Source organism: Kitasatospora aureofaciens (assembly GCF_019192735.1).
GTDB classification, from domain to species: Bacteria; Actinomycetota; Actinomycetes; order Streptomycetales; family Streptomycetaceae; genus Kitasatospora; species Kitasatospora aureofaciens_A.
The window spans coordinates 1-25,421 of the sequence record NZ_JAHTKP010000023.1; the positions used below are offsets into that span (position 1 = coordinate 1).

At 74.3% G+C, this 25,421-nt stretch carries 16 protein-coding genes; 3 read left to right on the plus strand and 13 right to left on the minus strand.

What is annotated here, in order from left to right; all coding sequences use genetic code 11:
• Positions 1–51: 51 nt before the first annotated feature.
• The 9 genes from KV557_RS22255 to KV557_RS22295 form a co-directional block, all read right to left on the minus strand.
• Positions 52–4,227 carry a type I polyketide synthase gene (locus KV557_RS22255; protein ID WP_218202949.1) on the minus strand — a complete coding sequence of 1,392 codons (4,176 nt, stop codon included), beginning with the start codon at positions 4,225–4,227 and terminating at the stop codon, positions 52–54.
• A gap of 63 nt (positions 4,228–4,290) precedes the next feature.
• Positions 4,291–5,028 (minus strand): aspartyl/asparaginyl beta-hydroxylase domain-containing protein, encoded by a 738-nt coding sequence (locus KV557_RS22260; RefSeq protein WP_218202951.1) that lies wholly within the window; start codon positions 5,026–5,028, stop codon positions 4,291–4,293.
• A gap of 36 nt (positions 5,029–5,064) precedes the next feature.
• Positions 5,065–11,487 (minus strand): non-ribosomal peptide synthetase, encoded by a 6,423-nt coding sequence (locus KV557_RS22265; protein ID WP_218202954.1) that lies wholly within the window; start codon positions 11,485–11,487, stop codon positions 5,065–5,067.
• Positions 11,488–11,605: 118 nt separating this feature from the next.
• Positions 11,606–12,058 (minus strand): hypothetical protein, encoded by a 453-nt coding sequence (locus KV557_RS22270; protein WP_218202957.1) that lies wholly within the window; start codon positions 12,056–12,058, stop codon positions 11,606–11,608.
• Positions 12,059–12,065: 7 nt separating this feature from the next.
• Complete coding sequence (locus KV557_RS22275) at positions 12,066–14,621, minus strand: penicillin acylase family protein (RefSeq protein ID WP_218202959.1); 2,556 nt, start codon at positions 14,619–14,621, stop codon at positions 12,066–12,068.
• Between the two features lie 87 nt (positions 14,622–14,708).
• Complete coding sequence (locus KV557_RS22280; RefSeq protein ID WP_218202960.1) at positions 14,709–16,256, minus strand: HAL/PAL/TAL family ammonia-lyase; 1,548 nt, start codon at positions 16,254–16,256, stop codon at positions 14,709–14,711.
• Positions 16,257–16,262: 6 nt separating this feature from the next.
• Positions 16,263–17,543, minus strand: coding sequence for a cation:proton antiporter (locus KV557_RS22285; RefSeq protein WP_218202963.1), 1,281 nt, complete (start codon positions 17,541–17,543; stop codon positions 16,263–16,265).
• 11 nt (positions 17,544–17,554) lie between these two features.
• Positions 17,555–18,991, minus strand: coding sequence for a tryptophan 7-halogenase (locus KV557_RS22290; RefSeq protein ID WP_218202965.1), 1,437 nt, complete (start codon positions 18,989–18,991; stop codon positions 17,555–17,557).
• 306 nt (positions 18,992–19,297) lie between these two features.
• Positions 19,298–19,615, minus strand: coding sequence for a response regulator transcription factor (locus tag KV557_RS22295; protein WP_218202967.1), 318 nt, complete (start codon positions 19,613–19,615; stop codon positions 19,298–19,300).
• A gap of 200 nt (positions 19,616–19,815) precedes the next feature.
• Here KV557_RS22295 and KV557_RS22300 point away from each other — a divergent pair, with 200 nt between their 5' ends.
• From KV557_RS22300 to KV557_RS22310, 3 genes are all read left to right on the plus strand, one after another.
• The gene (locus KV557_RS22300; RefSeq protein ID WP_218202969.1) at positions 19,816–19,983 is read left to right on the plus strand and encodes a hypothetical protein; all 168 of its coding nucleotides are present in this window, start codon (positions 19,816–19,818) and stop codon (positions 19,981–19,983) included.
• 208 nt (positions 19,984–20,191) lie between these two features.
• Positions 20,192–21,433 (plus strand): helix-turn-helix domain-containing protein, encoded by a 1,242-nt coding sequence (locus KV557_RS22305; RefSeq protein WP_218202971.1) that lies wholly within the window; start codon positions 20,192–20,194, stop codon positions 21,431–21,433.
• A gap of 92 nt (positions 21,434–21,525) precedes the next feature.
• Complete coding sequence (locus tag KV557_RS22310) at positions 21,526–21,987, plus strand: GNAT family N-acetyltransferase (protein ID WP_218202972.1); 462 nt, start codon at positions 21,526–21,528, stop codon at positions 21,985–21,987.
• A gap of 117 nt (positions 21,988–22,104) precedes the next feature.
• Here KV557_RS22310 and KV557_RS22315 read toward each other — a convergent pair whose 3' ends face one another.
• The 4 genes from KV557_RS22315 to KV557_RS22330 all read right to left on the minus strand — a co-directional run bounded on the left by KV557_RS22315 (position 22,105) and on the right by KV557_RS22330 (position 25,397).
• Positions 22,105–22,524 carry a DUF2267 domain-containing protein gene (locus KV557_RS22315; RefSeq protein ID WP_218202974.1) on the minus strand — a complete coding sequence of 140 codons (420 nt, stop codon included), beginning with the start codon at positions 22,522–22,524 and terminating at the stop codon, positions 22,105–22,107.
• A gap of 102 nt (positions 22,525–22,626) precedes the next feature.
• Complete coding sequence (gene nadE / locus KV557_RS22320; protein WP_218202975.1) at positions 22,627–23,460, minus strand: ammonia-dependent NAD(+) synthetase; 834 nt, start codon at positions 23,458–23,460, stop codon at positions 22,627–22,629.
• A 126-nt stretch (positions 23,461–23,586) separates the two neighbouring features.
• Positions 23,587–24,195: a response regulator transcription factor gene (locus tag KV557_RS22325; RefSeq protein WP_218202977.1), complete on the minus strand. Its 609-nt coding sequence runs from the start codon at positions 24,193–24,195 to the stop codon at positions 23,587–23,589.
• Positions 24,192–25,397 carry a sensor histidine kinase gene (locus tag KV557_RS22330; RefSeq protein WP_308130010.1) on the minus strand — a complete coding sequence of 402 codons (1,206 nt, stop codon included), beginning with the start codon at positions 25,395–25,397 and terminating at the stop codon, positions 24,192–24,194. The genes KV557_RS22325 and KV557_RS22330 overlap by 4 nt, the downstream gene beginning before the upstream one ends.
• Positions 25,398–25,421: the final 24 nt, after the last annotated feature.

Genomic DNA, 25,421 nt, shown 5'->3' on the forward strand with positions numbered 1-25,421 from the left:
TCTCCTGCCCCGGCGACCCCCGAGCTCTACACATCTTCTCACACTCTGTCCCTACCCGACGCTCGTCCGATCTCCGGCGGCCCCGGCCCGGGCGACGACGGCGCGGCCGGCCGGGCCGGCCAGCACCGCGGCGAAGGCGCGGGCGCCCTGCGCGGGGGTGATCGCCCCGGCCAGCATGGCGTCCTGCACGCCCGCCAGGTCGGCCGGCAGCTCCGCGCGGTCGGCCATGCCGACCTCGGCCCAGGTGTCCCAGTCCACCGCGACGACGTACCGTCCGCCGCGAGCGGTCTCGGCCTCGGCGACGCCGGCCAGGTAGGCGTTGGCCGCGGTGTAGTCGGCCTGGCCGTAGGTGGGCACCAGCGCGGCCAGCGAGGAGCAGAGCACCAGGACATCGGCCTCGCCGGGGCGCAGCGCGGCCAGCAGGTTGCGGGTGCCGACGGTCTTCGGGGCGAGCACGGCCCGCATCTCCTCGTCGCTGCGCAGCTCGATCGAGCCGCCGCCCGCGAGGCCGGCGGCGTGCACGACGCCGTCGATCCGGCCGAACCGCTCGCGGGCCTCGTCCAGCGCCCGCTCCAGCGCGGCGTGATCGGTGACGTCGGCCTGGAGGGTCAGCACCTCGGCGCCGGCCGCGGCCAGCCCGGCGAGGGCCTCGGCGCCCGGTCCGTCCGCCGGGGCCGCGCTGCGGCCGATCAGGACCAGCCGGGCGGCGCAGGCACGGGCAAGATGCCTGGCGAGGACCAGCCCGATTCCGCCGAGGCCGCCGGTGATGACGTAGGTGCCGCCGTGCCGCAACCTCGCGGAGGCGGCAGGGACGGGTCGCTCGACCGGCTCGACCACGCGGGTGAACAGGCCGTTCCCACCGAGGCTCTTCCCGCGCAGGGCCAGCAGCCGGGCGGGCGCGGTGAGCAGCGCGCGCACGGCGTCCTCGGCGAATTCGCCGGAGTCGGCGCCCTGGGCGAGGTCCACCTGGGTGCAGACCAGGTTCGGGTACTCCTCCGGGAGCACCTGGACCAGGCCGCTCAGCAGCGCGGCGGCCGGCTCCACCGGCTCCCCGTCGGCGGTGCGGAAGGCGCCTGCGGTGAGCACGCCGAGGCGCACCTCGTTGACCACCCGCTCGGCGGTCATCGCCCGGGCCACCCGGACCAGGCGCAGGTAGTCCTCGCCCTCCTGCCCGTCGGCGGCGTCGAGCCCCCATCCGTACAGGGCCGCGGTGGGAGTGCGGACGAGCGCGCGCAGGTCGGCGAAGAGCCGGTTGTACTGGGCCTGGTCGGCCGGGTCGAGCTGGTAGACGCCGCGGCGCAGGCGCCGGTAGTCGGGGCCGGGCCGGACGACGGTGACGATCTGTCCGCGCGCGGTGAGCAGGTCGACGACGGGCTGCGCGCGGTTCTCCCGGTCGACGAAGACCAGCCAGGTGTGGCGGCGCTCGGCGAGCGGGTCGGTGTCCGCGGTGCCCTCGACGGGCTGCCAGGTGACGCGGCCGTGCACGGCGTCCACCGTCCGGGCGGCGGCGACCGGGCCGGCCGGGCGGCCGGCGGGGTACGGCTCGATCCAGTGCGGCCGTCGCTCGAAGGGGTAGCCGGGCAGATCGGCCGGGCGGGCATCGGCGAGCGGCTCCCAGCGGACGGCGGCGCCGTGCGCCCAGAGGTCGCCGAGCGCGAGGACGGCGTGCCGGGCGTCGTCCTGCTCGGTGCGCCGGCCCCGGGTGGGCAGCGACGGGCGGGCGACGACGGTGGCGGTGTCCTTGCCGAGCGCGGCGCGGACGAGGTCGGTGAGCACGCTGCCCGGGCCGGCCTCGGCCAGGACGGGCGGGCGGCCGACGGCACGCAGCCGTTGGACTCCCTCGTGGAAGCGGACCGGCGCGAGCATCTGCGCGGCCCAGTAGGCCGGGTCGGTGCTCTGCTCGGCGGTGATCCAGTCGCCGGTCAGGTTGGAGAGGAACGGGATCTGCGGCGCGTGCAGGGTCACCTTGGCCAGCTCGGTCTCGAACGCCTCGGCGGCCGGGCGGCACAGCTCGCTGTGGAAGGCGCGGTCCACCGGCAGCCACAGCGGGTGCAGCCCGCGCTCGCGCAACTCGGCCTCGGCCGCCTCCACCGCCTCGGCCCGGCCGGAGAGCACGGCGGCCGACGGGCCGTTGACGGCGGCCACGGACAGGCCGTGTGCGGCGGCGAGTCCGGCGGCGTCCGCCTCGGCGAGCGGCACGGCGAGCATGGCGCCGGGCTCGGTCTCCTCCATCAGCCGGCCGCGCGCCGCCACCAGGGCGAGCGCGTCGGCGAGGTCGAACACCCCGGCCAGCAGCGCGGCGGTCAGCTCGCCCAGGCTGTGCCCGAGCAGCGCGGTGGGGCGCACGCCCCAGTGCTCCCACTGCTTGGCCAGCGCATAGCTGACTGCGAGCACGGCCGGCTGGGTGAGCGAGGAGCGGCGCAGTTCGGCCTCGTCGGCCGCGCGCAGCACCTCGATCAGGTCCCGGCCGAGGTGCGGGCGCAGCAGTGCGGCGGTCTCGTCGAGAGCGGCGCGGAACACCGGATGCGCCTCGTAGAGGCCGAGAGCCATCCGCGGGTACTGGGCGCCCTGGCCGGGCAGCAGGAAGGCGACGGGGGTGTCGCCCTGCTCGCTGCGGGCCTGGACGGTGGCGTGGCGGCCCCCGGCGCGCAGGGCCTCGACGGCGCTCGCGGTGGTGTCGGCGACGACGACGCGGCGGTGGGGCAGCCGCCGGCGGCCGTCCCGCAGGGTGCGGGCGACATCGGCGAGCGGCCGGTCGGGGTGGGCGGCGAGGTCGTCGGCCAGTCGCTCGGCGACGCGGTCCAGGGCGGTGGCGGTCTGTGCGGAGAGCGGGAGGGCGACGGGCAGTGCCGGGGCCTCGGTCACCGCGCGCCCGGCCGCGACCGGGGCCTGCTCCAGGACGACGTGCGCGTTGGTGCCGCCGATGCCGAAGGCGCTGACGGCGGCACGGCGCGGGCCGTCTGCGGCGGGCCAGTCGCGCAGCCCGTCCGGCAGGTAGAACGGGCTGTCGGCGAGCCCGAGTTCGGGGTTGGCCGGGGCGGCGTGGAGGGTGGCCGGGATGCGGCCGTGCCTGAGCACCTGGACGGTCTTGATCAGACCGGTGACACCGGCCGCCGCGTCCAGGTGGCCGAGGTTGGACTTCACCGAGCCGAGCGCACACCAGCCCGTCTCGGAGTCGGTGCCCGCCTCCCGGTACGCGGCGGTCAGCGCGGCGACCTCGATCGGGTCGCCGACGGCGGTGCCGGTGCCGTGCGCCTCGACGTAGCCGATGCTGCGCGGGTCGACGTCGGCCACCGACAGCGCCTCGCGGATCACCTCGCGCTGGCCGGTGAACCCGGGCGCGGTGTAACCGACCTTGGCGGCCCCGTCGTTGTTGACGGCCGAGCCGAGGATCACGGCGTGGATGCGGTCCCCGTCGGCGAGCGCGTCGGCCAGCCGCTTGAGCACCACGACGCCCGCGCCGTTGCTGAACACGGTGCCGTTGGCCTCGGCGCCGAACGGACGGCAGTGCCCGTCCGCCGACTCGATGCCGCCGGGCACCGGCAGGTAGCCGGAGCGGTTCGGGACGGTGACGGTGACGCCGCCCGCGAGCGCCAGGTCGCACTCCTGGGCGAGCAGCGCCTGTGCGGCCAGGTGCACCGAGACCAGCGAGGTGGAGCAGGCGGTCTGCACGCTCACCGCGGGACCGCGCAGGTCGAACTTGTACGCCACCCGGGTGGCCAGCCCGTCCGGGGTGTTGCCGTGGAAGACCATCGGCATGCCGACCGAGGCCGCCAGGTCGGTGCGCGGCACCAGGTTGTGGATCAGGTAGGTGCTCAGCATCGAGCCCGCGTACACCCCGACCGGGCCGGTGGCCCGCTCCGGGTCGCAGCCCGCGTCCTCCAGCGCCTCCCAGGCGCACTCCAGGAAGATCCGCTGCTGCGGGTCGATGACCGAGGCCTCCAGTGCGCTGTAGCCGAACAGCTGCGAGTCGAAGCCCGCGATGTCGTCCAGCACTCCCTTGGCCGGGACGTACCCGGGCTGCGCCGCCTCGGCGTCCGGCACGCCGTCGGCGCGCAGCTCCTCGGGGCCGAACCGGCGGACCGTCTCGGTGCCGGCGGTCAGCAGCTCCCACAGGCTGTCGGCGGAGTCGGCGCCGGGGAAGCGGCCGGCCATGCCGACGATGGCCACGCGGCCGTCGAAGGCGGGGTCGTTCGGCTCCACCGGAGCCGGCTGGTGTTCGTTCAAGGTCTTCTCCGTCCAGGGAAGGTGAGCGCCGCAAGGCGGGCGAGGGAGGTGTCCGCCGGGGCGTCAGGCGGCGGTGAAGTAGCGCTGGAAGCGTGGCATCAGGAATTCGAGCGCGCGGACCTCGACGGGGGTCAGCTCCGGGTGCCAGACGTCCCAGAGCAGCACCGCGCGCCGGCCGGTACCGCGGTTCCACGCCTCGTGGATGAAGCTGTCGTCGAAGAGGATCACCTTGCCCTCCTCCCAGCCGCGCTGGTCGTCGCCGACCGTGATGGCGCAGCCGTCCGGGACGATCAGCGGCAGGTGCGCGGTCAGCAGCAGGTTCACGCCGCCGGTGTGCGGGGTGATGTGCGCGCCGGGGTTGAGGATGGTGAACATGCCGTCACGCGGCCCGTGCGGGGTGGCGTCCAGGGCGGCCCGGGTGGCCGGGCAGCGCTCGGCGGCCTCCTCGCTCCAGGTGCCGTTGCGGTACAGCTGGTAGGTGTCCCAGCCCTGCCAGCCCAGCTCCTTGGTGTACATGTCCTCGTACGGCGCGAACCGGGCCTGCTCCTCCCGCAGCGCGGTGAACTCCGCCAGGATCTCGGGGTACTTGGCCTCGATGCCGGCCACCCACGGCTGGGCGGCGGTGTCGTGCCAGGGCAGCGCGCTGATACCGGGGAAGAAGAGCCGGGTCGGTTCCTGGTCGTCGTGCAGGTACTCGGGGGCCTGCTCGCCGGTGAGGATCCGCAGGCACTCCTCGACCCGCTCCAGGCCCTCGGCGCCCACGGTGTCCCGCAGCTCGGCCATCACGCTTTCCACGTTCATGTCGTCAGTCCTCTCGGGTGTGCTTCGGGTGTTCGTTCAGGTCCGGGGCCGGCCGCGCAGCGCCGCCCGGCGGCGGGCGCCCCGGTCCTCGGCCTGCGACGGCTGTGCCGCGGGAGCACCGGCCGGGGCCTCGGTGAGGGCGGCGGCGAAGTCCGCGATGGTGGGCCGGGTGAACAGGTCCACCAGGCGCACCTCACGGCCGAGCCTGCGGCTCAGGTCGAGCTGGAGCATCGCCGCGAGCATCGAATTGCCGCCCGCCTCGAAGAAGTTGGTGTGCCGGCCGACCGGCCCGCCGCCGAGCACCGTCCGCCATCCGTCGGCGATCAGCTGCTCGACACCGGCCAGCGGCGTCACCTCGGCGGCGGGCGCCGGGGCGGCGGGCACCGGCAGCCGGTTGCGGTCGCGCTTGTTGCTGCGGGTGCGGGGCAGCGCCTCCAGCAGCATCACGGTGTCCGGGACGGCGGCGGCCGGCAGCCGCTCGGCCAGGTGGGCCCGCAGGTCGGCGCCGGTGACGCCGGGCGCCGCGACGGCGTAGCCGACCAGCTGCTGCGCGCCGCCGGCGGTCGTGTGCACCGTGGCGGCGGCCTCCCGGACCTCCGGGTGGGCCTCCAGCACGGCCTCCACGCCGTCGAGTTCGACCCGGTTGCCGCGGATCTTCACCTGCCGGCCGATCCGGCCGAGGAAGGCGAGGTCGCCGTCCGGCAGCCATCGGCCGAGGTCCCCGGTGCGGTAGAGCCGGCCGTCCGGCTGCCACGGGTCGGCGGTGTACGCCCGCCCGGTCTCCTCGGGGCGCCGGTGGTAGGCGCCGGCCAGGAAGTCGCTGCGCAGGTGGATCTCGCCGGGCACGCCGACCGGGCAGGGCCGGCCGTGGTGGTCCAGCACCAACACCTCGCGCCCCGGAATGGGCCGGCCGATCGGGACGGCGCCGGGGAACCGCTCTCCGGGGGTGAGCATCCGGTGGGTGGCGAGGATGCACTCGGTGGGCCCGTAGTTGTTGTGCAGCCGGGGCCCGTCCGGGCGGTCCGTCCAGGCCTCGGCCAGGGCCGGCGCCAGGGCCTCGCCGGAGAGCAGCACGTGGCGCAGCTCCGGGAGACTGCCACCCGCGGCGTCGAGGGCGGCGGTGACCAGCCGGAAGAAGCCGGGCACCGTCTCGAAGACCGTGATGCGCTCGGTCCGCAGCCAGTCGACGATGGCCACCGGGTCGCGGCGGGCGCCGTCCGGGGGCAGGCAGAGCGTGGCGCCGGAGCACAGGGCGACGAACACCTCGGTGTAGGCGGCGTCGTACGTGAACGGCGCCCACTGGGCGACGTTGCTGCCGGGTCCGATCTCCAGCAACTCCCGCTGCCAGGCGGCGAACTGGGTGAAGGCCGCGTGCGACAGCACGATGCCCTTGGGGGTGCCGGAGGAGCCGGAGGTGTAGACGAGGCAGAGCGGATCCGCGCCGTCCGCCGGCGGGTTCGGCAGCGGCTCGGCGGGCTCCTGGGCGATCGCGTCGAGCAGGGCCACCGGGACGGTACCGAAGGTGTTCTCGCCGCACAGCCCCTGGTGCCGGGCCAGCGACTCCTCGGCGGCCAGCACGCAGACCGGCCGGGCGTCGTCGAGGACGGCGCCGATCCGCAGGGCGGTGTCCGCGGGGTCGAGCACGACGAAGGCCGCGCCGGTCTTGGCGACGCCGAGCACGGCGGTGCTCTGCGCCGCGCCGGCGGGCACCAGGACGGCGACGAACTCGCCGGGAGCGGCGCCGAGTTCGGCGAGACGGACGGCGATCGCGTCGCTCCGCGCGTCCAGCGTGCGGTAGTCGACGGCGGTGTCGTCGTGTCGCACGGCCACCGCCTCCGGGGTCGCCTCCGCCTGGCGGCGGAACAGCTCGTGCAGCGGGACGGGGTGCTCGGCGCGGGCGGCACCGAAGGGCCGGGCCGGCCGCACGCGGTGGTCCGCGGGGTCCGCGAGGTCCACGGCGTCGAGCGGGGCGTCCGGGTCGGCGAGCGCTGCCCGCAGCAGGGTTCGCAGCTGGACGGTGAAGCGGGCGGCGGCGTCCGGGCCGAGGCGGCGGCCGTCGTGCTCCAGCACGCCGCCGACCCGGTCCGGGTGCTCGTCCATGGCGAGCGCCAGGTCGTACTTGGCGACCGGCGGGAGCGCCGCCCGCAGTTCGCCCCGGGCCGCGCCGAGGCGCAGCTCGGCGGGGTGCGCGTCCTGCCACACCAGCACGGCCTGGATGAGCGCCGGGCGGGTGGGATCGCGGTCCACGCCGAGTCCGGCGACCAGCCGGTCCATCGGGACCAGCGGGCGGTCGAGGTCGGCGGCCAGGGTACGGCCGGTCCGGGCGACCAGGTCGGCGAAGCCCGGCGCCGGCGAGACGTCCAGCCGGACGGGCAGGGTGTTCACCAGGGTGCCCACCACGTCGTCGAGTTCCGCGCGGTCGCGGTTGGCGACCGGGATGCCGACCACCACATCGTCGGTCCCGGTCCAGCGGCCGAGCAGCGCCGCGAAGGCGGTGGCCAGGACGGTGAACGGCGTGGTGCGCAGCCGGGCGGCCACCTCGCGGAGGCGGGCGGTGAGTTCGGGGTCGAGGCCGAACGGCACCCGGCCGGCCGGGGCGCTCCCGTCCGTCCCGTCGGCGGGCAGCTCCAGCCGTCCGGCGTAGCCGTCCAAACGCCGCGTCCAGTGGGCGAGGTGCTCGTCGTCGAGGTGCTCGCTATCGGCGTGGTGGCCGGCCGCGTACTCGGCGTAGCCGACGAGCGGGGCGGGCGGCGGGTCGCCGGCGCTGGTGCGGGCCGCGTAGAGGGCGGCGAGGTCGCGCAGCGCGACGCCGATCGACCAGCCGTCGACGGCGATGTGATGGGCCGTCAGGAGCAGTTCGCGGCGCCCGCCGGGCGCACTGAGCAGCGTGGCGCGCAGCAGCGGACCGGCGGCGAGGTCGAACGGCCGGGCCGCCTCGGCCTCCGCGGCGTCAGTGAACGCCCGCTCCTCGTCGGCCAGTTCGACGACGGCGAGCCGGACGGGTGCGGCGTTCCGGACCAGGACGGGACGGCCGTCGACGACGTCGCAGCGGGCGCCGAGCACCTCGTGCCGGGCGGCCAGGTCGCCGAGCGCGGCGTCCAGGGCGGCGACGTCCACCGGCCCGTCGAGGCTGATCCGGCCGGGCAGGTGATAGGCCGGGGACTGCGGGTCGAGCCGGTGCAGCAGCCAGAGCTGGCGCTGCTGGTCGGTGAGCGGGAGCGGCCCGTCCGGGGCAGGCGCCGGGGTGACGCGGCCCTCCGGGGCAGGCGCCCGGTCGATGCCCAGGGCCAGCGCGGCGAGCGTCGGGTCGGCGTAGAAGTCGGCCAGGGAAGGGGCGCCGCCGAGTGCGGCGCGGGCGCGGGCGAGCAGGCGGGTGGCGGAGATGGAGTTGCCGCCGAGGACGTGGAAGTCGTCGTACCGGCCGACCCGGTCGGGCTCGATGCCGAGGGCCTCGGCCCAGAGCACGGCCAGCGCGCGTTCGGTGGCGGTCGCCGGGGCCTCGTGACTTCCGGTCGTGAACTCCCGGGCTGTGCTGACCAGTTCCGGACGGTCCACCTTGCCGCTGGTGTTCAGGGGCAGCTGTGCCAGCTCGGCAACGACCGCCGGGACGACGGCGGCGGGCAGCCGCTCGCGCAGGTACGCGCGCAGTTCCTCCGGCAGCGCCGGCCCCGGCCCGTCCGCGGCGGGGACGACGGCGGGGACGACGAAGGCCGCCAGGCGCGGGCCCGCCGGGTGGTCGCGGTCGACGACCACGGCCGCCTGCCGCACCCGGGGGTGGGCGGTCAGCAGCGCCTCGATCTCGCCGGTTTCCACCCGGTGGCCGAGGATCTTGACCTGCTGGTCGGCCCGGCCGAGAACGACGATCCGCCCGTCCGGCAGGTGCCGCGCGAGGTCGCCGGTGCGGTAGACCGTGCCGCCTTCGGGACGCACCGGGTCCGGCACGAAGGCCGCGGCCGTGAGCTCGGGCCGGTTCCAGTAGCCGGCCGTCACCCCGGCGCCGCCGATCACCAGTTCGCCGACCGCGCCGCGCGGCACCGGCCGCAGGTCGCGGTCGAGCACGTAGCACGCGGTGCGGGCGACCGGGCGGCCCACGGTGACCGGCTCGCCGGGCAGGATCCTCCCGGCGGTGGACCAGATGGTGGTCTCGGTCGGGCCGTAGAGGTTCCAGAGCTCGGCGCAGCGGTCGAGCAGTCGGCCGGCCAGGGTGGCGTCCAGCGCCTCTCCCCCGCTGAGCGCGCGCAGCCCGGGCTCGCCCGGCCAGCCGCCGTCGAGCAGGCCGCGCCAGAGCGACGGGGTGGCCTGCATCAGAGTGGGCCGGTGCGCGGAGATCAGGGCGCCCAGCGCCGCCGCGTCCCGGACGGACTCGCGCCCCGCGATGACCACGCGGGCACCGGCCACCAGGGGTGCGAACAGCTCCAGCACGGAGATGTCGAAGGTGATCGAGGTGACGGCCAGCAGGGTGTCCGCCGCGGTGATGCCGGGCTGCCGGGTGACGCTGTGCAGCAGGTTGGCCACGCAGCCGTGCGGGACGGCGACGCCCTTGGGCAGGCCGGTGGAGCCGGAGGTGTACATCAGGTAGGCGAGCGCGTCGGCCGCCGGGCCGTCCGGGAAGGGGACAGTGCCGACTGCGCCCTCCGCCAGCAGCGCGGCGGCGTCCGCCTCCGCCACGCCGGCCTCGCCCGACGGCCGGTCGGCGATGAGCACCGCGGCACCGCTGTCCGCCAGCATGTGCCGGGCGCGCGCGGCGGGCAGCGCCTCGTCCAGCGGCACCAGCACCGCGCCGGCCCGCCAGATGCCGGTGATCAGCGGCACCAGCTCGGCGCCGCGCCGCACCCGCAGGGCCACCCGGTCGCCGGGCCGCACGCGGTACTCGGCGGCGAGCCGGGCCGCGACCCGGTCGGCGGCGCGGTCGGCCTCCTCGCGGGTGAGGGCACGGCCCTCGTCGGCCACGGCGGGCGCCGCGCCGCCCTGCCGGGCGAGGGCGCGCAGGGCGGCCGGGACGGCGTCCCAGTCCGGCCGGACGTCGTCGGCGGCGTTGAACTCCTCGACCACGCGCCGGTATCCGGCCTCGGTGAGCAGCGGCAGCGCGGCCGCGGGGTGGCCCGGCTGCTCGACGGCCGCGCGCAGCAGGCGGAGCAGCGCCTCGGCGAGCCCGGCGGCGGTGTCGGCGCAGAGGGTGGCCGTGCGGTACTCCAGGGTGGCCTCCAGTTCGCCGGAGGGCCGGGGCCGTACGAAGAAGGAGAGGTCGTACTTGGCCGTGCCGCTGTGCGAGGGCGCCGGGACGGCGACCGCGCCGGGCAGCTGGAGCGTGGTGGTCGGGCCGCTGTGGTACGCGTACATCAACTGGAACACCGGCGGCCAGCCGCTCGCGGCCAGTTCCTCGACGACGACGTCGAACGGCGTCTCGCGGTGCCGCAGGTCGGCCTTGAGCGCCTCGCGGGTCCGGTTCAGCGCCTCCCGGAAGGTCGACTCGCCGGTGAGGTCGGCCCGGTGGGCCATCAGGTTGAGCAGCGGGCCGACCACCCGGGCCAGCGCGGGGCGGTTGCGGGTGGCCACCGGCATGCCGACGATCAGGTCGTCCTTGCCGGTGAAGCGCCCGAGCACCGAGCAGAACGCCGTGAGCAGCACGGTCGGCAGGCTGGCCAGCTGCTCGCGCCCGAGCGCGGCGAGCGCGGCGGCGAGGTCGGCCGGGACGGTGAAGTGGTGCAGCGCGCCGGCCACGTCGTCGGGCCGGTCGGCGGCCGACGGCCCTGCGCCGACCAGGTCGTGCCCGGCGGGGACGTCCCGGGGCAGGCCGGTGACGGGCTGCTCGCCGCCGAACCTGTCGCGCCAGTACGCGAGATCGCGCTCGCGGCCCTCGGTGCTCGTGCGCTGCCAGGCGGCGTAGTCGCCGAAGTCGGGCACGGCCGGCTCCGGATCCGCCGCGGCGCCCTCGTCGGCACCGGTCTGCGCGGCGTACTCCGCGGCCAGCGCCTCCAGGAACACCCCGAAGCCCCACGCGTCGACCAGGATGTGGTGGGCGACGAAGAGCAGCAGGTACTCGTCCTCGGCGAGCCGGAAGAGGTGGCAGCGCATCAGCGGCGGGCGGTCCGGGTCGAACGGCCGGGCCGACGCATCGGCGACCGCCTCGGCCAGCCGGGCCTCGCGCTCCCCCGCCGGCACCCCGGCGAGGTCGGCCCGCAGCACCGGCGGACGCAGCGCGTCCGCGAAGGCCTGGTACGGCTCGCCGCCGGCATCCACCAGGACGTGGCAGCGCATCATCTCGTGCCGGACGGCGAGAGCGGCGAGGGTGCGCTCCAGCGCCTCGGCGTCGACCGGCCCGGTGAGCCGGAAGGCGGCGGTCTCGTTGTGCAGGGCAGTGCCCGGGGTGCGCTGTTCGGTGCGCCAGATGGACTGCTGGGCGTAGGAGAGCGGGGCCCGCCCCCGGTCGGGGCGCGGCGGCAGCGGTGGGCGGCTCATCGGGCGCCTCCGGTCGCGTGGAGAGTCGGCATGGGGTTCACGAAGCCTGTTCGGACGAAGTCGGGCGGAGTCGGGGCGGTCGGACGGCGGAGTCAGGCAGATCAGACCGGGGTGACAGTCAGACGGAGGTGACGGATACGGGCGGCACGAGCGCCGGCTCGGTCGCCGTCGGGCGCGGCCGGGGCAGGAAGGCCCGTCCGACCGCACAGCCCGCGAGCGTCTGCAGAACCGCGACCAGCAGCGTGGCGGCCACCGCGAGCGCGGCGGAGGACGGCAGCCCGGCGAGCGCGGCGATCGTCTCGGCCGTCGCTCCGACCGGCTGCCCGGCCAGGGCCCGCCAGGCCAGCGGGATCGCCCACCCGGCGGCGCCGATCAGGACTGCCGACCCGAGCGTGCCGGGCAGGCGCATCCGGCGCAGTCCGGTGGCGGCCCCGGTCAGCACCCCGGCCGCGAAGGGCGCGTACCAGAGGCCCGTGGCCGAGCCGAGCGCCACGAGCAGCGCGCCGGCCGGGGCGATCAGGAGCGGTGCGGCGTTCCGGAACCGGCCGGACGCCATCCGTTGCGAGCGCATGCGCAGCTCACCCTTCCGAGGTCAGAGTCCACTTGAGGTCGTCCGAGCCGTGCTCGGCGGCGGTGCGCAGCGGCAGGTACTCGCCGCGCCACCAGAGGTCGATCAGGTTGCGGTACCAGGGGGAGGCCGGGTTCTCGCTCTGGCCGCCGGGGTAGACGGCCCGGGCGTCGGCGGTGGCCGGGCCGGTCCAGCGGACGACCATCCGCCAGCTGGGCCCGAAGTCCGAGTCCATCCCGCCGTCGGCGTTGTTGGCCGTCCAGGGGTCGCCGCCGGCCGGCAGCGGGCCGTGGCCGAGGGCGGGGACCTGGGTGATCGAGGGGATCACCCGGCGATGCAGCCTGCCCCAGTTCCAGCTCGCCGGGTCGGGGCCGAGGTCGGCGGCGAGGCCGGCGGTGGCTTTGGCGAAGGCGTCCCGCATGGCCGCGCGCGCGTCCCGGGCCGGGCCGCCGGGCGGGGTGAAGGCGGGGTTGCCCTGGTCGTGCAGGGTCCACTGCTCCAGGTCCTGGACCAGCGCGGGCGGGGTGCGCTCCAGCGCGAGGTGGCGGCGGGCCAGGTCGACGGGCACCTTGCGGTCCGTCCACCAGGGTTGGAACACCTCGCCGAGGTAGGCGATCAGGAACCGCCACCAGATCGAGGCCTGCGGCGACTTCTCGTCCATCGCGGCGTTCCAGCCGGTGAGCAGGTCCCGGGCCGTGCGCTGCCGCTCGTCCAGCGGGGCGCCGTCGAGGGCCTTGAGCAGTTCGGGGACCAGCTGGGCGGCGAGCCGGTCGGTGACATCGCTCTGGAGGGCACCGAAGTCGTCCGGGCCGAGCGCCGGCCCGGCCCGGAGGCCGGTGTTGATCTGCGTGGCCCGGTAGCCGGGGTCGAAGTCCTGGGTGGTGCCGATGTAGTAGGGGTAGTCGGCCCCGACGGGCCGCTGGTTGGCCGTCACCACCGCGTGGGAGGGCGGGTTGTAGACCTGCGGCACGGCGTCGAAGGGGATGGTGCCGGCGACGTCCGCGGCGCCCTCGCCGGACAGCGGCAGCCAGGGCTCGCCGCTCTTGACGAGCGGGTAGTAGCCGGGCGCGACGATCCCGATGTTGCCCTGGTCGTCGGCGTAGACGAAGTTCTGGGTCGGGGCCTTCCAGCCGCGCAGCGCCTCGCGGAACCCGCCGTAGTCGCCCGCCGTGCTGATGGAGAGCAGTGCGGCCAGGTCCGGCGAGGGGATGTTGCCCATCCAGTCGACGGAGGTGGTCTGGCCGTCCCGGGTGATGACCGGGCCGTGCACGGTGAGGTCGACGGTGAGCGGGACGGGGTCGCCGCCGCGCACCGGGATGGTGTACTCGACGTGTTCCAGCGGGCGCCAGGCGCCGTTCCAGTAGTACGCGCCGGGGTGCTCGGGGCTGGTGGTCTCGCTGTAGAAGAGCGTGGACTGGTTCTGCACGTCCGTCAACGACCACGAGATGTGCTCGTTGTGGCCGATCAGCACGGCGGGCATGCCGGGCAGGCTGGCGCCGGTGACGTCGAGGCCCGGCGAGCGCAGGGCGATCTCGAACCAGTCAGAGGGCAGCGAGAGTTGGAGGTGCGGGTCGCCCGCGAGCATCGCCCTTCCGCCGGCCACGGCGGGGCCGTTGGCGGCCCAGGCATTGCTGTCCGGGTGCAGGTGCAGGGCGCCGGCGGGCAGGTGGTCGGCCCGGGCGAGGACGGCGGTGGCGGCGGCCGCCGCGTGGGCGGTGTCGAGCGGCTGGGCGGTCGGGGCGGGGCCGGGGCCGGGCCGGAGGGCCGCCGGGTCGGCCGCGTTGGCGTTGCGCTCGGGGATGGGCGCGGTGCCGAGGTCCTGGTACGGGCCCGGGTCGTAGGGCTGCTGGGGGGTGGCCGGGAGCACCGGGAACCAGGCCTTCGTGAGCTCCGGCCCGAGCGAGCGGTCGAGTAGCGCGTAGCCCAGCGGGACGGTGCTGAAGTCCAGCTGCTGGGTGAGGACTTCCTGGACCACCAGGCTGTCCACCGGGGTCCAGCGGCCCGGGTGGACCCCGGTGAGGCCGTACAGGGCCGGCCAGTCGTGGCCGTCCTCCAGCTCCGCGATCCGGGCGTTGACGCCGGCCGTGTACGCGGAGAGCGCCTTGCCGGCGGGGCTGTCGGCCGGGGTCTGCGTCCACGCGGCCTCGGCGGTGCGGCGCAGGCCGAGCTGGAGTTCGAAGGTGTCGGACTCGACGGCCGCCGGGCCGCTGAGTTCGGCGAGCCGGCCCGAGCCGAGGCGCCGCAGCAGGTCCATCTGGGTCAGCCGGAACCGTGCGGTGACGTAGCCCTGGGCGCGGAAGAGGTCGTCGTCGGAGGCGGCGGTGATCGAGGCGAGTCCTTCGTTATCGAAGGACACCTGCGCCTGCTGCGTCAGGCCGGGCACGTGCAGCCGTCCGCCGGCCGGCAGCCGGCCTCCGTCGGCCGAGGCCCAGGCGCCCCGGGCGGGGTCGAGGGCCCGCCCCAGGGCGGGGATCGGCCCGGTGCCGACGCCGAGCACGAACATGAGCAGCCCGGCGAGTACCAGGGCGCCCAGCCGGCCCGCGATACGGCGGATCTTGGCTGACACGGTGCATCCCATCGTGTGGTGGTGGGGGGGTGGCGGCCGTTCGGCGGCCGCCACCCGGTGCGCGGACGAGGCCTTCGAGCCCGGCTATTACTCGGCCGCCGCGAGGCGGTCGGCCTCCTGGCGGATCCGGCGGGACCAGCTGCCCGCCTCGCGGGCCACGAAGTTCCGGGCCAGCTCCAGGTCGGTGGCGATGACCCGGTCGGAGTCCAGGAAGTCCACCTCCTTGCGCAGGCTCTCCAGCAGGTCGCGGCCCATCTCGGACAGCTCCAGACCGGGCAGCAGCTGGGCCGCCTGGGCGGCGGAGATCAGCTCGATGCCGAGCACGTACTCGCAGTTGTCGATGATTGTCCGCAGCTTGTAGGCGGATGTGCCGCCCATGCTGACGTGGTCCTCCTGGAGCTGGCAGGTCGGGATCGTGTCGACGCTGGCCGGATGGCTCAGCGTCTTCGACTCGTTGACCAGCGCGGCGGAGGTGTACTGGGCGATCATCAGGCCGGAGTTGACGCCGGAGTTGGCGACCAGGAAGTCCGGCAGGCCGCGCCGGCCGGAGTGCAGTTGGTAGGTGCGCCGCTCGGAGATGTTGGCCAGCTCGGAGACGGCGATGGCGAGCATGTCCAGCGAGAACGCGACGGACTCGCCGTGCAGGTTGCCGCCGAACAGCGCCATCTCCTCCTCCGCGAAGAACAGCGGGTTGTCGGAGACGCTGTTGACCTCGTCCTCGATCGTCTTCCAGGCGAAGTTGACGACCTGCCGGATCGCGCCGTGCACCTGCGGGATGCAGCGGAAGGAGTACGGGTCCTGCTTGGACTTGTTCGCGGTGTCCAGGGTGTGGTGGTTGCCGCCGAGCATGGCCGCGCGCAGGTTCCGGGCGACGGTCTTGCGGTCCTCGTGCGCCGTGGACGTGTGGTACAGCGCGTGGGCGAAGGTGTTGGAGGTGCTGAACGCCTGGGCACTCAGGCCCGCCACCACGTCGGCGAAGTCGGCGAGTTCGGCGATCCTCAGCAGCGAGTCGACGGCGTGCGCGGTGATGTACTGGACGCCGTTCGTGAGCGCCAGACCCTCCTTGGCGGCCAGCGTGATCGGCTCCATGCCGTACTGCTCGCCGAGGACGGTGGCGGGCCGGCGCTCGCCGTCGACCCACACCTCGCCGAGGCCGAGCAGCGGGAGGCTCAGGTGGGCCAGCGGCGAGAGGTCCCCGCTGGCGCCGACGGTGCCCTTGCCGGGGATCACCGGGATCGCGTCGGAGTTCCACAGCTCGATCAGCCGGTCGATCGGGCCGCGGCCGATGCCGGTGATGCCGGTACGGAAGGTCAGCAGCTTGATCAGCATGGCCAGCCGCGATATCCGCTGCGTGGCCGGCTCGCCGACGCCGGCGGCGTGCGACACCACGTGGTTGAACTGCAGCTCGTTGACCTGCTCCGGGGCGACCCTGGTCTCGCAGAGCGCACCGAAGCCGGTGTTCACGCCATAGACGTGCTGCGGGCCGACGGCGATCTCGCGGACGAAGGCGGACCCGGTGGCGACCGCGTCGGCGACCTCGCCGGACAGGCTCAGCGCGCTCCCCGCGTCGATGATGGCGCCCAGCTCGGCGAGCCCGTAGCGCCCCTGGCGGAGCTCGTGTGCGGTGGTGGACATTTCCCCTCACATACCTGTCTTGGAAGAGATCCGCGGAACGGATCCGAGGCTCTGGTGGTCGTACTCGAAGTCGCCGAGCCGCCGGGCGTCGCCGCCGGCCCGTCGTTCCAACAGCTGCAGGACGGGCCCGGCCATGGCCGTGGTCACCAGGGCCATCACCACCAGCAGCGAATAGAGCTGGGTGTCGATCACCGCGAGCTGGAGGCCGACGGTGAGAATCACGATCTCGGTCAGCCCGCGGGCATTCATCAGCGTGGCCAGCGCCGCGGACTGCAGTTTCGGGACGGCGCTCACCCGGGCTCCCGCGTACGCCCCGGCGAACTTGCCGATCACCGCGGTGAGCAGGATCAGGGCGAGTTCCCCGATCCCGGACAGGCCGACCTCGGCGAGGTTCACCCTGGTGGCCGCCAGGACGAAGTACGCCGGCAGCAGCAGGCCGCTGACGGCCTCGAACCGCCCGGTGACCTCGGTGGACAGGTCACGCCGCCCGCCGCGCGGGGCGATCGCCCCCAGCAGGAAGGCGCCGAAGATGAAGTGGATCCCCATCCACTCGGTGGCCCAGCACGACAGCAGCAGGGCCACCAGCAGCGCGCCGATCATGGCCGGCGAGACGCCGTGCTCGTCGGCGCCGGCGAACACCCGCTTCAGCAGCGGGCGGACGCCGAGGGACATCACGGCGAGGTAGACCGGGACGAGCAGCATCCGCTGCTGTCCGGCGGCACCCGCGACCGTCACCGCCAGGCCGAGCAGGCCCCAGGCGAACAGGTCGCTGAGCGCCGCGCCGGCCAGTGCGACCCCGCCGAGGCGGGTCCGGTCCAGGCCGCGGTCGGCCAGGATCCGCGCCAGCACCGGAAAGGCCGTCACCGACATCGCGGCGCCGAGGAAGAGCACGAACCCGGCCCGGCTGCGCACCGGGTGGGCCCCCGCGATGCCCAGCGCCAGCAGCACGCCGAGGACGAACGGCAGCGCCACCGAGAACACCGACACCCGCACCGCGAGCCCGCTGCGGCCGCGCAGTTCGGCGAACCGCAGCTCATACCCGATGGCGAACATGAAGAGCGCGAGGCCCAGGTTCGCCAGCGCGGTCAGCGCCGGGCGGATGTCCGCGGGCAGCAGGGCGTCGGCGACGGCTCCGCCGAACAGCGACGGTCCGATCAGGATCCCGGCGAGGATCTCCCCGACGACCGCCGGCTGGCCGAGCCGGCGCGCCGCCGCGCCGAACAGCCCGCTCAGCGTGAGGATCGCGACCAGCCCGAGGAACAACCACTGCACCTGATGGGCAGTCACAGACCGCTCCCTCAGGCTCCGGCGGGCTCGAAGACCGCCCAGTGCATGCCGTCCGTGGACTCGACCAGGCCGCCCTCGCGCAGCGGCTGGTCGCCGCTGCTCTCGCCGAGCAGGGCCTGGGCCTGGATCCGCGAGCCCTCCCAGTGCATCTTCGGCAGCTGGCCGAGCAGGCCCGCCTTGCGCTCGTCGGAGATGATCGCCCCGGGCCGCACCAGCGCGGCCTCGTCGGAGGCGCCGCCGCCGACCAGCTCGACGAAGGACTCGGCCTCCGAGGCGGAGCCCCTGGTGACCTTCTTGGCCTCGTCGAAGTAGGCCCGCTCGTCCTTGTCGACGTCGTAGAACTGGACCAGGAAGTCGTGGAAGAGGTAGTACTCGCGGCGGTAGCGGTCCTCGTACTCGCGGAAGCAGTCGTCCTCGGCGATCCCGCCGCGCAGCGCGGTGTTGATCGAGCGGGCGGCCAGCAGCGCGCTGTAGGTGGCGAGGTGGACGCCGGAGGAGAACAGCGGGTCGATGAAGCAGGCGGCGTCGCCGATCAGGACCAGGCCCGGGCGCCAGAACTTCTCCTGGATGTAGGAGTAGTCCTTGCGCACCCGGATCTCGCCGTACGGGCCGTCGGTGACGCGGCGCGCCTCGGAGAGGTAGTCGGCGATCAGCGGGCACTCGGCGATCAGCTGGTCGAGCACCTTCTCGCGGTCGCCCTGGATCAGGTCGACGGCCGCCTCGCGGCGCAGCACCGCGCCGACGCTGGTGAGTTCGTCGGACAGCGGGATGTACCAGAACCAGCCGAGGCTGAACGAGGCGCAGATGATGTTGCCGGTCTTGGGGGCCGGCATCCGCTTGCCGCCCTCGTAGTAGCCGAAGAGGGCGATGTTGCGGAAGAAGTCCGAGTACGTGCGCTCGCCGCCCACCTTGCTCTGGATGCGGCTCTTGTTGCCGGAGGCGTCGACCACGTAGGTGGCCCGGACCTCGCGGCGCACGCCCTCGGCGTCGTCGAAGCGGACGCCGCAGACCCGGCCGCCCTCCTCCAGCACGTCCACCACCGAGCAGCGCTCGCGGACGTCCACACCCTTGCGGCGGGAGTTCTCCAGCAGCAGCTGGTCGAACTTCATCCGCTCGACCTGGTAGGCGAAGGAGGTGGGGCCGGAGAACTTCTCGGAGACGGCGAAGTCGAAGGTCCACGGCTCTGGGTTGACGCCCCACCGGAACGTGCCGCCGTTCTTCTTCTGGAAGCCGGCCTCGGCCAACTCGTCGGTGACGCCGAGGAGTCGGCAGATCCCGTGCACGGTGGACGGCAGCAGTGACTCGCCGATCTGGTGCCGCGGGAACTCCTCCTTCTCCAGGAGCAGGACCCGGTGTCCCTGCATCGCGACGAAGGACGCAACCGTCGATCCGCCGGGGCCGCCGCCGACGACCACGACGTCGTATTCCTGTTCCAGAGCATGACTCATTGCCGGATGACCTTCCCTGAAAGGGCAGTTGTGGGATGGACCGAGGCACGCCGGGGCCCGCGCAGCGGTGCGCGTCCGGTCCTTCTCGGTGTGTGTCGGGTGTGGGCGCAGATGCGGGTCCCACGTGAGCGAGCGGGCGGCCGAACCGGATCCGGGGGACGCATCGGGTTCGGCCGCTCCCCGGTTGGCACCGGGAGGCTTCGCTTCGATCCTGGCACGGTCTGCCGGGCCGGGACCAGGGAACTTTGGTCCACCCCCCGGTCGGGCGGCCACCGTTCGGGCCGCGGTCCTACGGGCAGCGGCCACTCAGGCGGCAAGCCGCTCGCAGGGGTCCGGGCGGGCGGGGGCCTGCTCCGAGCGGGCGATGCGGTACGCGAGTGCGGCCAGCCCGATCTGGAGCCGGGACTCCAGCCCCAGCTTCTCCAGAATGCTGCCGACATGCTTCTTGACGGTCCGTTCGCTGACCCGGAGCTGGCCGGAGATCTCACGGTTGGACCGCCCGACGCCGAGCAGGTCGAAGACCTCGCACTCACGGACGGAGAGTGTGGCGATGCTCGCCAGCGCGCCCGTCAATCGCGGGGCCGCTTCCCAGCCGGCCCGCCAGCTGATCGGTTCCATTGCCATCGGCACGTTCCTCCTTCTGGACATGTCACCGGCGGGAACGCTAGGCCGGGTTGCCATCCTTGTCAACGCACTAGTTGATCCGTTGACTAGATCTGGCAATACATCTAGTCTCATCCTTGCCACCGGGCAACCGGAGCCGACACCTCCGCACCCCCAATGCGGGGGCGCCCGACAGACCCCACCGATCGGAAGAACTCCCCATGAGCACGTACCGCCGCGCCCTTGCCGCTCTTTGCCTGTCCCTGTCCGCGCTGGTCGCGGCCGGGCTTGCCACTCAGGCGGACGGCGCCCGACCGACCGTCGCCGCCGGCGCCGCGACCACGACGCCGACGCAGCCCCTGCCGGCCGGCGAGATCGACTGGCCGTAACCGGCCGCCACCGCACTCCCCCTGCCGAGGGCATGCCAGAACTCGACCGTTGCCAAATTTGGCAAACGAAACTCTGGAGACTTTCCAACCGTGTCGCAGATTGGACAACTGACTTGCTGGATGGCAAGGTGTCCGTGCGGGATACGGCCGGGGGAGATCTGCAGAAGCGGGTCCCGTGCCCGGAATCGGATCAACGCAGGAGGACGCGGTGCTGGAACAACCGCTTTTCGGGCAACGACTTCGGCAACTTCGCCAGGAACGCGGGCTGTCGCAATCCAAGCTGGTGGGCCCCGGCATGTCGGCCGGGTATCTGTCCCGCCTCGAATCCGGGGCGCGACCGCCCACCGCCAAGGCGGTGGAGTACCTCGCCGACCAGCTGGGAGTACCGGCCTCCGCATTCGCGGAGGAACGCTCCACATCAATGGCGGAAGAGATCGCCACCGCCATTTCGGCCGGTGACGAGGAAACCGTCGCGCAGGTGCTGAGTTCCGTCGCGCAGAACGGCGAACAGGGATCCACCGCACTGCGCTGGCTTTCCCTGTGGCTGCTCGTCCCGTCGGTCTCCCGGGAATCCGGCTCCGGGCCGGCGACGAATGACCAGCTCGAATCGATCGCACACCAACTCGTCGACCTCGCCGACCAGCTCGGTGTGCCCGCGCTCCAGCTCAGATCGAGACTCGTGCTGGCGCGCCGGCACAGATCCGCCGGCGACATGGGCACCGCCCACCGGCTGGCCGTGGAGGCTCGGCGGCTCGCCGCCGAGGACGGCCCCACCACCGCCGACCGGCTCCGGGCCCTGCTCGTCCTGATCTCCACCGAGGCCGAGATCGGCCGGCTCCAGGACGCTCTGGCCCACGCGGCCGAGGCGGAGCTGCTGCTGCCGGACGTCCCGGTCGCGCTCGGCGTCGAGGCCCTGTGGACGGCCGCCAACGTGTTCGTCCGCCAGGGCGACATCGCGAGCGCCGCCGACCGGCTCCAGCAGGCATTGGAGCGTCAGGACAGCCGGGCGGACATCACGATGTGGCTGCGGCTGCGGCTCGCCGCCGCCTCGCTGTTCCTGCAGATGAACCCCCGCCGCCCGGAGGAGGCCGACGCGCTGCTGCGGGAGGCCGAGCCGGTCCTCGGGCTGGTCGCCTCCCGCCGGCAGCAGTTGGAGTTCCGGGCGCTCAGCGCGCACCTGCTGTTCGCCCAGGGGTACATCGCCGAAGCCGGACACCTCTGCACCAGCATCGGCGACGCACGCGCCGACCTCGGTATCCGCGACCGCCTCCGGCTGGAGGTGCTGGCCAACCAGATCGAGATCCTGCAGGGACGCGAGCAGGTCGGCATCCCGGCCATCGAGGCACTCGCCCGCCAGGCCCAGGAGGCGGCCAACGTCGATCTGGCGGCGGAGATCTGGCGCAACCTCGCCGAGACGCTGGCCGCCTCGCGCGTGCCCGGCCCGGCCTGAGCAGCGCCTGAACACCGCGCCTCCGTCAGCGCACTGACGGAACCTCACCAACCCTCGGACAGGAAGACGCAGGCATGACAGAATCGCCGCTCATGAACAGTGATCATCTGGTGGTCCGCCGCGCCGTCGACGCCGACGCGGCGGCGGTGGCGGAGGTCTGGATCCGCTCGTTCGACGCGGCGCTGCCGACCGTGCGGCGGCCCCGGGGGAACGACCGGATCCGTGCGTGGTTCGTCGAGAAGATCGTGCCGACCCGGGAGACCTGGGTGGCCGAGGCGGACGGCGCCGTCGTGGGCATGATGGTGCTCCACGACGGCGACCTCGACCAGCTCTACCTGGACCCGGACTGGCGCGGCCGCGGCCTCGGCGACCGGCTGGTCGCGGTCGCCAAGGAGCGCTCCCCCGAGGGCCTGGAGCTCTGGACCTTCCAGGTCAACACCGCGGCCCAGCGCTTCTACGAGCGCCACGGCTTCGTGGAGAGCTTCCGCACCGACGGCAGCGAGAACGAGGAGCGCGAGCCGGACATCCGCTACGCCTGGAAGCCCCGGGCGTGAGCCGGTGGGGCGCCGCCCGGCGGCGCCCCACCGGGTAGCCGGTCAGAGCTCGACCAGCACCCCGGCGCCACGGTCCTGCCCCTCGCCGATGCCCACCAGCTCGGCCGGACCCCCTGGTCACGCCCGGGCGCGGCCCGAGGGGAGCAGCTCCGCGATGTCGTGCGGGAGGACGGCGGCGAGCTTGTCCATCAGCTCCGGGGCGAGCGCCGCGTCCAGCACCTCCAGGACGGCCGCCGCCTCCCGGATACCGCCGTCCTCGCTCGTTCCAGCCCGGTCGGCGACCCGTCCGGCGAAGACGGGCAGACCGAACCGCTCGGCGGAGGCGTGCGTGCGCCCCTCCGTGTCGGCCTCCTGCATCGCCTCCCGCACCGGCGCGGCCAGCTCGGGCGGCAGTTGGGCGGCCACGTGGGCGGCGAGTCCGGACGGGAGGCGCTCGCCGAGGGTCAGGAGGACGGCCTTGGTCGCGCGCGCGGCGGCGGCCCGGTCGGGGAGCCCGGTGAGTTCCTGCACGGTGGCGATGATCTCGTCGTACTTCATGGCCGGATCCCCTTCCGCTACCGCTGCCGACTCGGCTGCCGCCGACGGGCGAGGCTGTGCAGAGGCTATGCATGTGAGGCTACGCCGCCGCGCCCGGGGCCGCTACGAGGGGGTGATCGGGAGGCGGCGCTTGTGCTCGGTCCGCCGGTAGTGGCCGAGCACCGTACGGAACACCTCCTCGCCGACCGGCCGCTCCTCCAGGAAGTCGTCCACCGCGTCGTAGCCGACGCCGAGCGCATCCTCGTCGGGGCGGCCGGGGACGAGCGACTCCAGGTCGGCCGTCGGCGTCTTGTCGACGAGCGCCGCAGGAGCACCCAACGCCTCAGCAACAGCTCGCACTTGACGCTTCGTCAGACCGGCGAGCGGCATGAGGTCGGCCGCGCCGTCGCCGAACTTGGTGAAGAAACCGCAGACCGCCTCCGCCGCGTGGTCGGTGCCGACCACCAGCCCGGCCGACGCGCCCGCCACCGCGTACTGGGCCACCATCCGCTGCCGGGCCTTGGTGTTGCCGCGGACGAAGTCCTCGTGCGCGCTGTCCTCGAAGGTCAGTCCGGCGGCCGCCAGGGCGTCCATCGCGGCGTCGGTCGCGGGCCGGATGTCCACCGTCAGGACGCGGTCCGGCCGGATGAAGTCGAGCGCGAGCCGGGCGTCCTCCTCGTCCGCCTGCACGCCGTAGGGCTGCCGCATCGCACAGAACGCCGCCTCGTACCCGGTGGCGCGCAGCCGGTCGACGGCGAGCCGGCAGAGCCGCCCGGCCGTCGTGGAGTCGATCCCCCCGCTGACGCCGAGCACCAGCAGGCGCGCCCCGGCCGCGCGCACCTGGTCGGCGAGGAACGCCACCCGGCGCTCGGCGTCCTGCGCGGCGCTGGGGACGGCGGCGACCCGCAGGGTGCGGGCGATCTCCCGCTGGAGGTCGGCGGGCAGGGGTTCGGACATAACGGCTCCCAATCAACGAGGGTGTTCCGGGAGTCAGCATGATCGGTTCCATCGACAAGGCCAACAGATTTCGCCGTGATCGAATCCTCGATCACCTCCGCGCCCGAACCCGCGACCGGATCCTCGTCAGAGCCAGCCGCGCTCGTCCGCCACGCGCAGCGCCTCCAGCCGGTTGCGGCTGCCGGTCTTGGCGATGGCGGAGGAGAAGTAGTTGCGGACCGTCCCCTCCGACAGGTACAGCTTCACGGCGATCTCGGCCACGTCCGCACCCGATCGGCAGGCGTTGAGGACATCGCGCTCGCGGGCGGTGAGCGGGGAGGCGCCCGCGGCGAGGGTCGCGGCGGCCAGCTCCGGGTCCACCACCCGCTCCCCCGCGACGACCCGGCGGATCGCGTCCGCCAGCACCTCGGCCGGGGCGTCCTTCACGACGAACCCGACGGCGCCCGCCTCCATGGCGCGCCGCAGGTAGCCCGTGCGCCCGAAGGTCGTCAGGATCACCACCCGGCAGCCCGGCACCTGTTCGGCGAGGACCGCGGCCGCCGCCAGGCCGTCCAGGCCGGGCATCTCGATGTCGAGCAGGGCCACGTCGGGCCGGTGCTCGCGAGCCGCGTCCACCACCTGGTCGCCGCGGCCGACGGCGGCGACCACCGCGAAGTCGTCCTCCAGGCCGAGCAGCGTGCACAACGCGGTGCGGACCAGTTCCTGGTCCTCCGCGAGCAGGAGACGGATCGTCATGAGTTTCCTTCTCGGGCTTCTGGGACTTCTGGGGCTGCTCGGCCTTCCCGGCCTTCTCGGACGCGGTCGTGCGGTCGGCGGCCCTCCGGTGGGACGCTGACCCGCAGCCGCCACCCGCGCGGACTCAGCGGGCCGGCCTCGACGCTACCGCCCGCGACCGCGACCCGCTCACGGAGGCCGGCCAGGCCCTTCCCGTTGCCCTGCCCCGACACGCCCCCGCCCCTCCCGTCGTCGCGGATCTCCACGGCCGTGTCGGCGACCAGCACCGTGCAGCGGGTCGCGCGGGCGTGCCGGACGACGTTGGTCAGCCCCTCCCGAACCACCCAGCCGAACAGTTCGCGGTGGGCCTGCGCCACCGAGTCGGTGGCGCTCGGCAGGTCGGCGACCACCCCGGCAGCGCGCAACAGCTCGCGGCCACGGGCGAGTTCGGCGGCCAACGTGACCTCGCGGTAGCCGGAGACCGCCGCCCGGACGTCGGCGAGGGCCTGCCGGGAGAGGTTCTCCACGGCCGCCATCTCCGCGAGGGACGCGTCGGGGTCCTTCTCGGCGAGGCGCTGGGCCAGCCGCGACTTCACCGTGATGGCGGTGAGCGAGTGCCCGAGCAGGTCGTGCAGGTCCCGGGCGATCCGGTTGCGCTCCGCCTCCGAGGCGAGGCGCGCCACCTCGGCGCGGGCCGCCACCAGGGCGCGGTTGGTGGTGGCGATCTCCGAGAACGCCCGCACGGTGAGCGAGGTGAAGAGCAGCGCCAGGGCCTGGAACCAGCCGGGTCCGCTGTGCCAGGGCCGGACCGCCCACGGCAGCAGGACGGCGCCCAGCGTGCCGGTCAGCACGGCCGCGGTGGCCCAGCCGGGGCGCAGCACCGCGACGCAGGAGACGACCACGGTGGCCAGGAAGAACGCGTCGGCGTGGGCGAACGGCAGGGCGGCCATGAACAGCGCCGTGAGCGCGGCCGCCAGGAGCTCCGCGCGCCGCTGCCGGCCGCGCGCCATCGCGACGCTCGTCAGCACGTAGCAGACGACGAAGGCGCCCACGCTCGTGTACCCGGCGACAGCGGCCGTCCCGCTCGCGGTGTGGGCCACGCCCCCGACGGTGAGGGCCGGGAAGACGAGCATCCCGGTCCCCAGCATGACGCGGCGCCAGCCGTACGCCCACCGGTGCGAGTCGCCGTCCGCGCCCGCATCGGCGGTGCCTCCGTGGGTCACCTGCACGCCTCCTTCGGTTCGTTC

Coding starts and splice junctions, on each gene's coding strand:
- KV557_RS22260 (WP_218202951.1), bottom strand. CDS start 5,028: ATGAACGTGGAAAGCGTGATGGCCGAGCTGCGGGACACCGTGGGCGCC.
- KV557_RS22265 (WP_218202954.1), bottom strand. CDS start 11,487: ATGAGCCGCCCACCGCTGCCGCCGCGCCCCGACCGGGGGCGGGCCCCG.
- KV557_RS22270 (WP_218202957.1), bottom strand. CDS start 12,058: ATGCGCTCGCAACGGATGGCGTCCGGCCGGTTCCGGAACGCCGCACCG.
- KV557_RS22280 (WP_218202960.1), bottom strand. CDS start 16,256: ATGTCCACCACCGCACACGAGCTCCGCCAGGGGCGCTACGGGCTCGCC.
- KV557_RS22290 (WP_218202965.1), bottom strand. CDS start 18,991: ATGAGTCATGCTCTGGAACAGGAATACGACGTCGTGGTCGTCGGCGGC.
- KV557_RS22295 (WP_218202967.1), bottom strand. CDS start 19,615: ATGGCAATGGAACCGATCAGCTGGCGGGCCGGCTGGGAAGCGGCCCCG.
- KV557_RS22300 (WP_218202969.1), top strand. CDS start 19,816: ATGAGCACGTACCGCCGCGCCCTTGCCGCTCTTTGCCTGTCCCTGTCC.
- KV557_RS22310 (WP_218202972.1), top strand. CDS start 21,526: ATGAACAGTGATCATCTGGTGGTCCGCCGCGCCGTCGACGCCGACGCG.
- KV557_RS22315 (WP_218202974.1), bottom strand. CDS start 22,524: ATGAAGTACGACGAGATCATCGCCACCGTGCAGGAACTCACCGGGCTC.
- nadE (WP_218202975.1), bottom strand. CDS start 23,460: ATGTCCGAACCCCTGCCCGCCGACCTCCAGCGGGAGATCGCCCGCACC.
- KV557_RS22325 (WP_218202977.1), bottom strand. CDS start 24,195: ATGACGATCCGTCTCCTGCTCGCGGAGGACCAGGAACTGGTCCGCACC.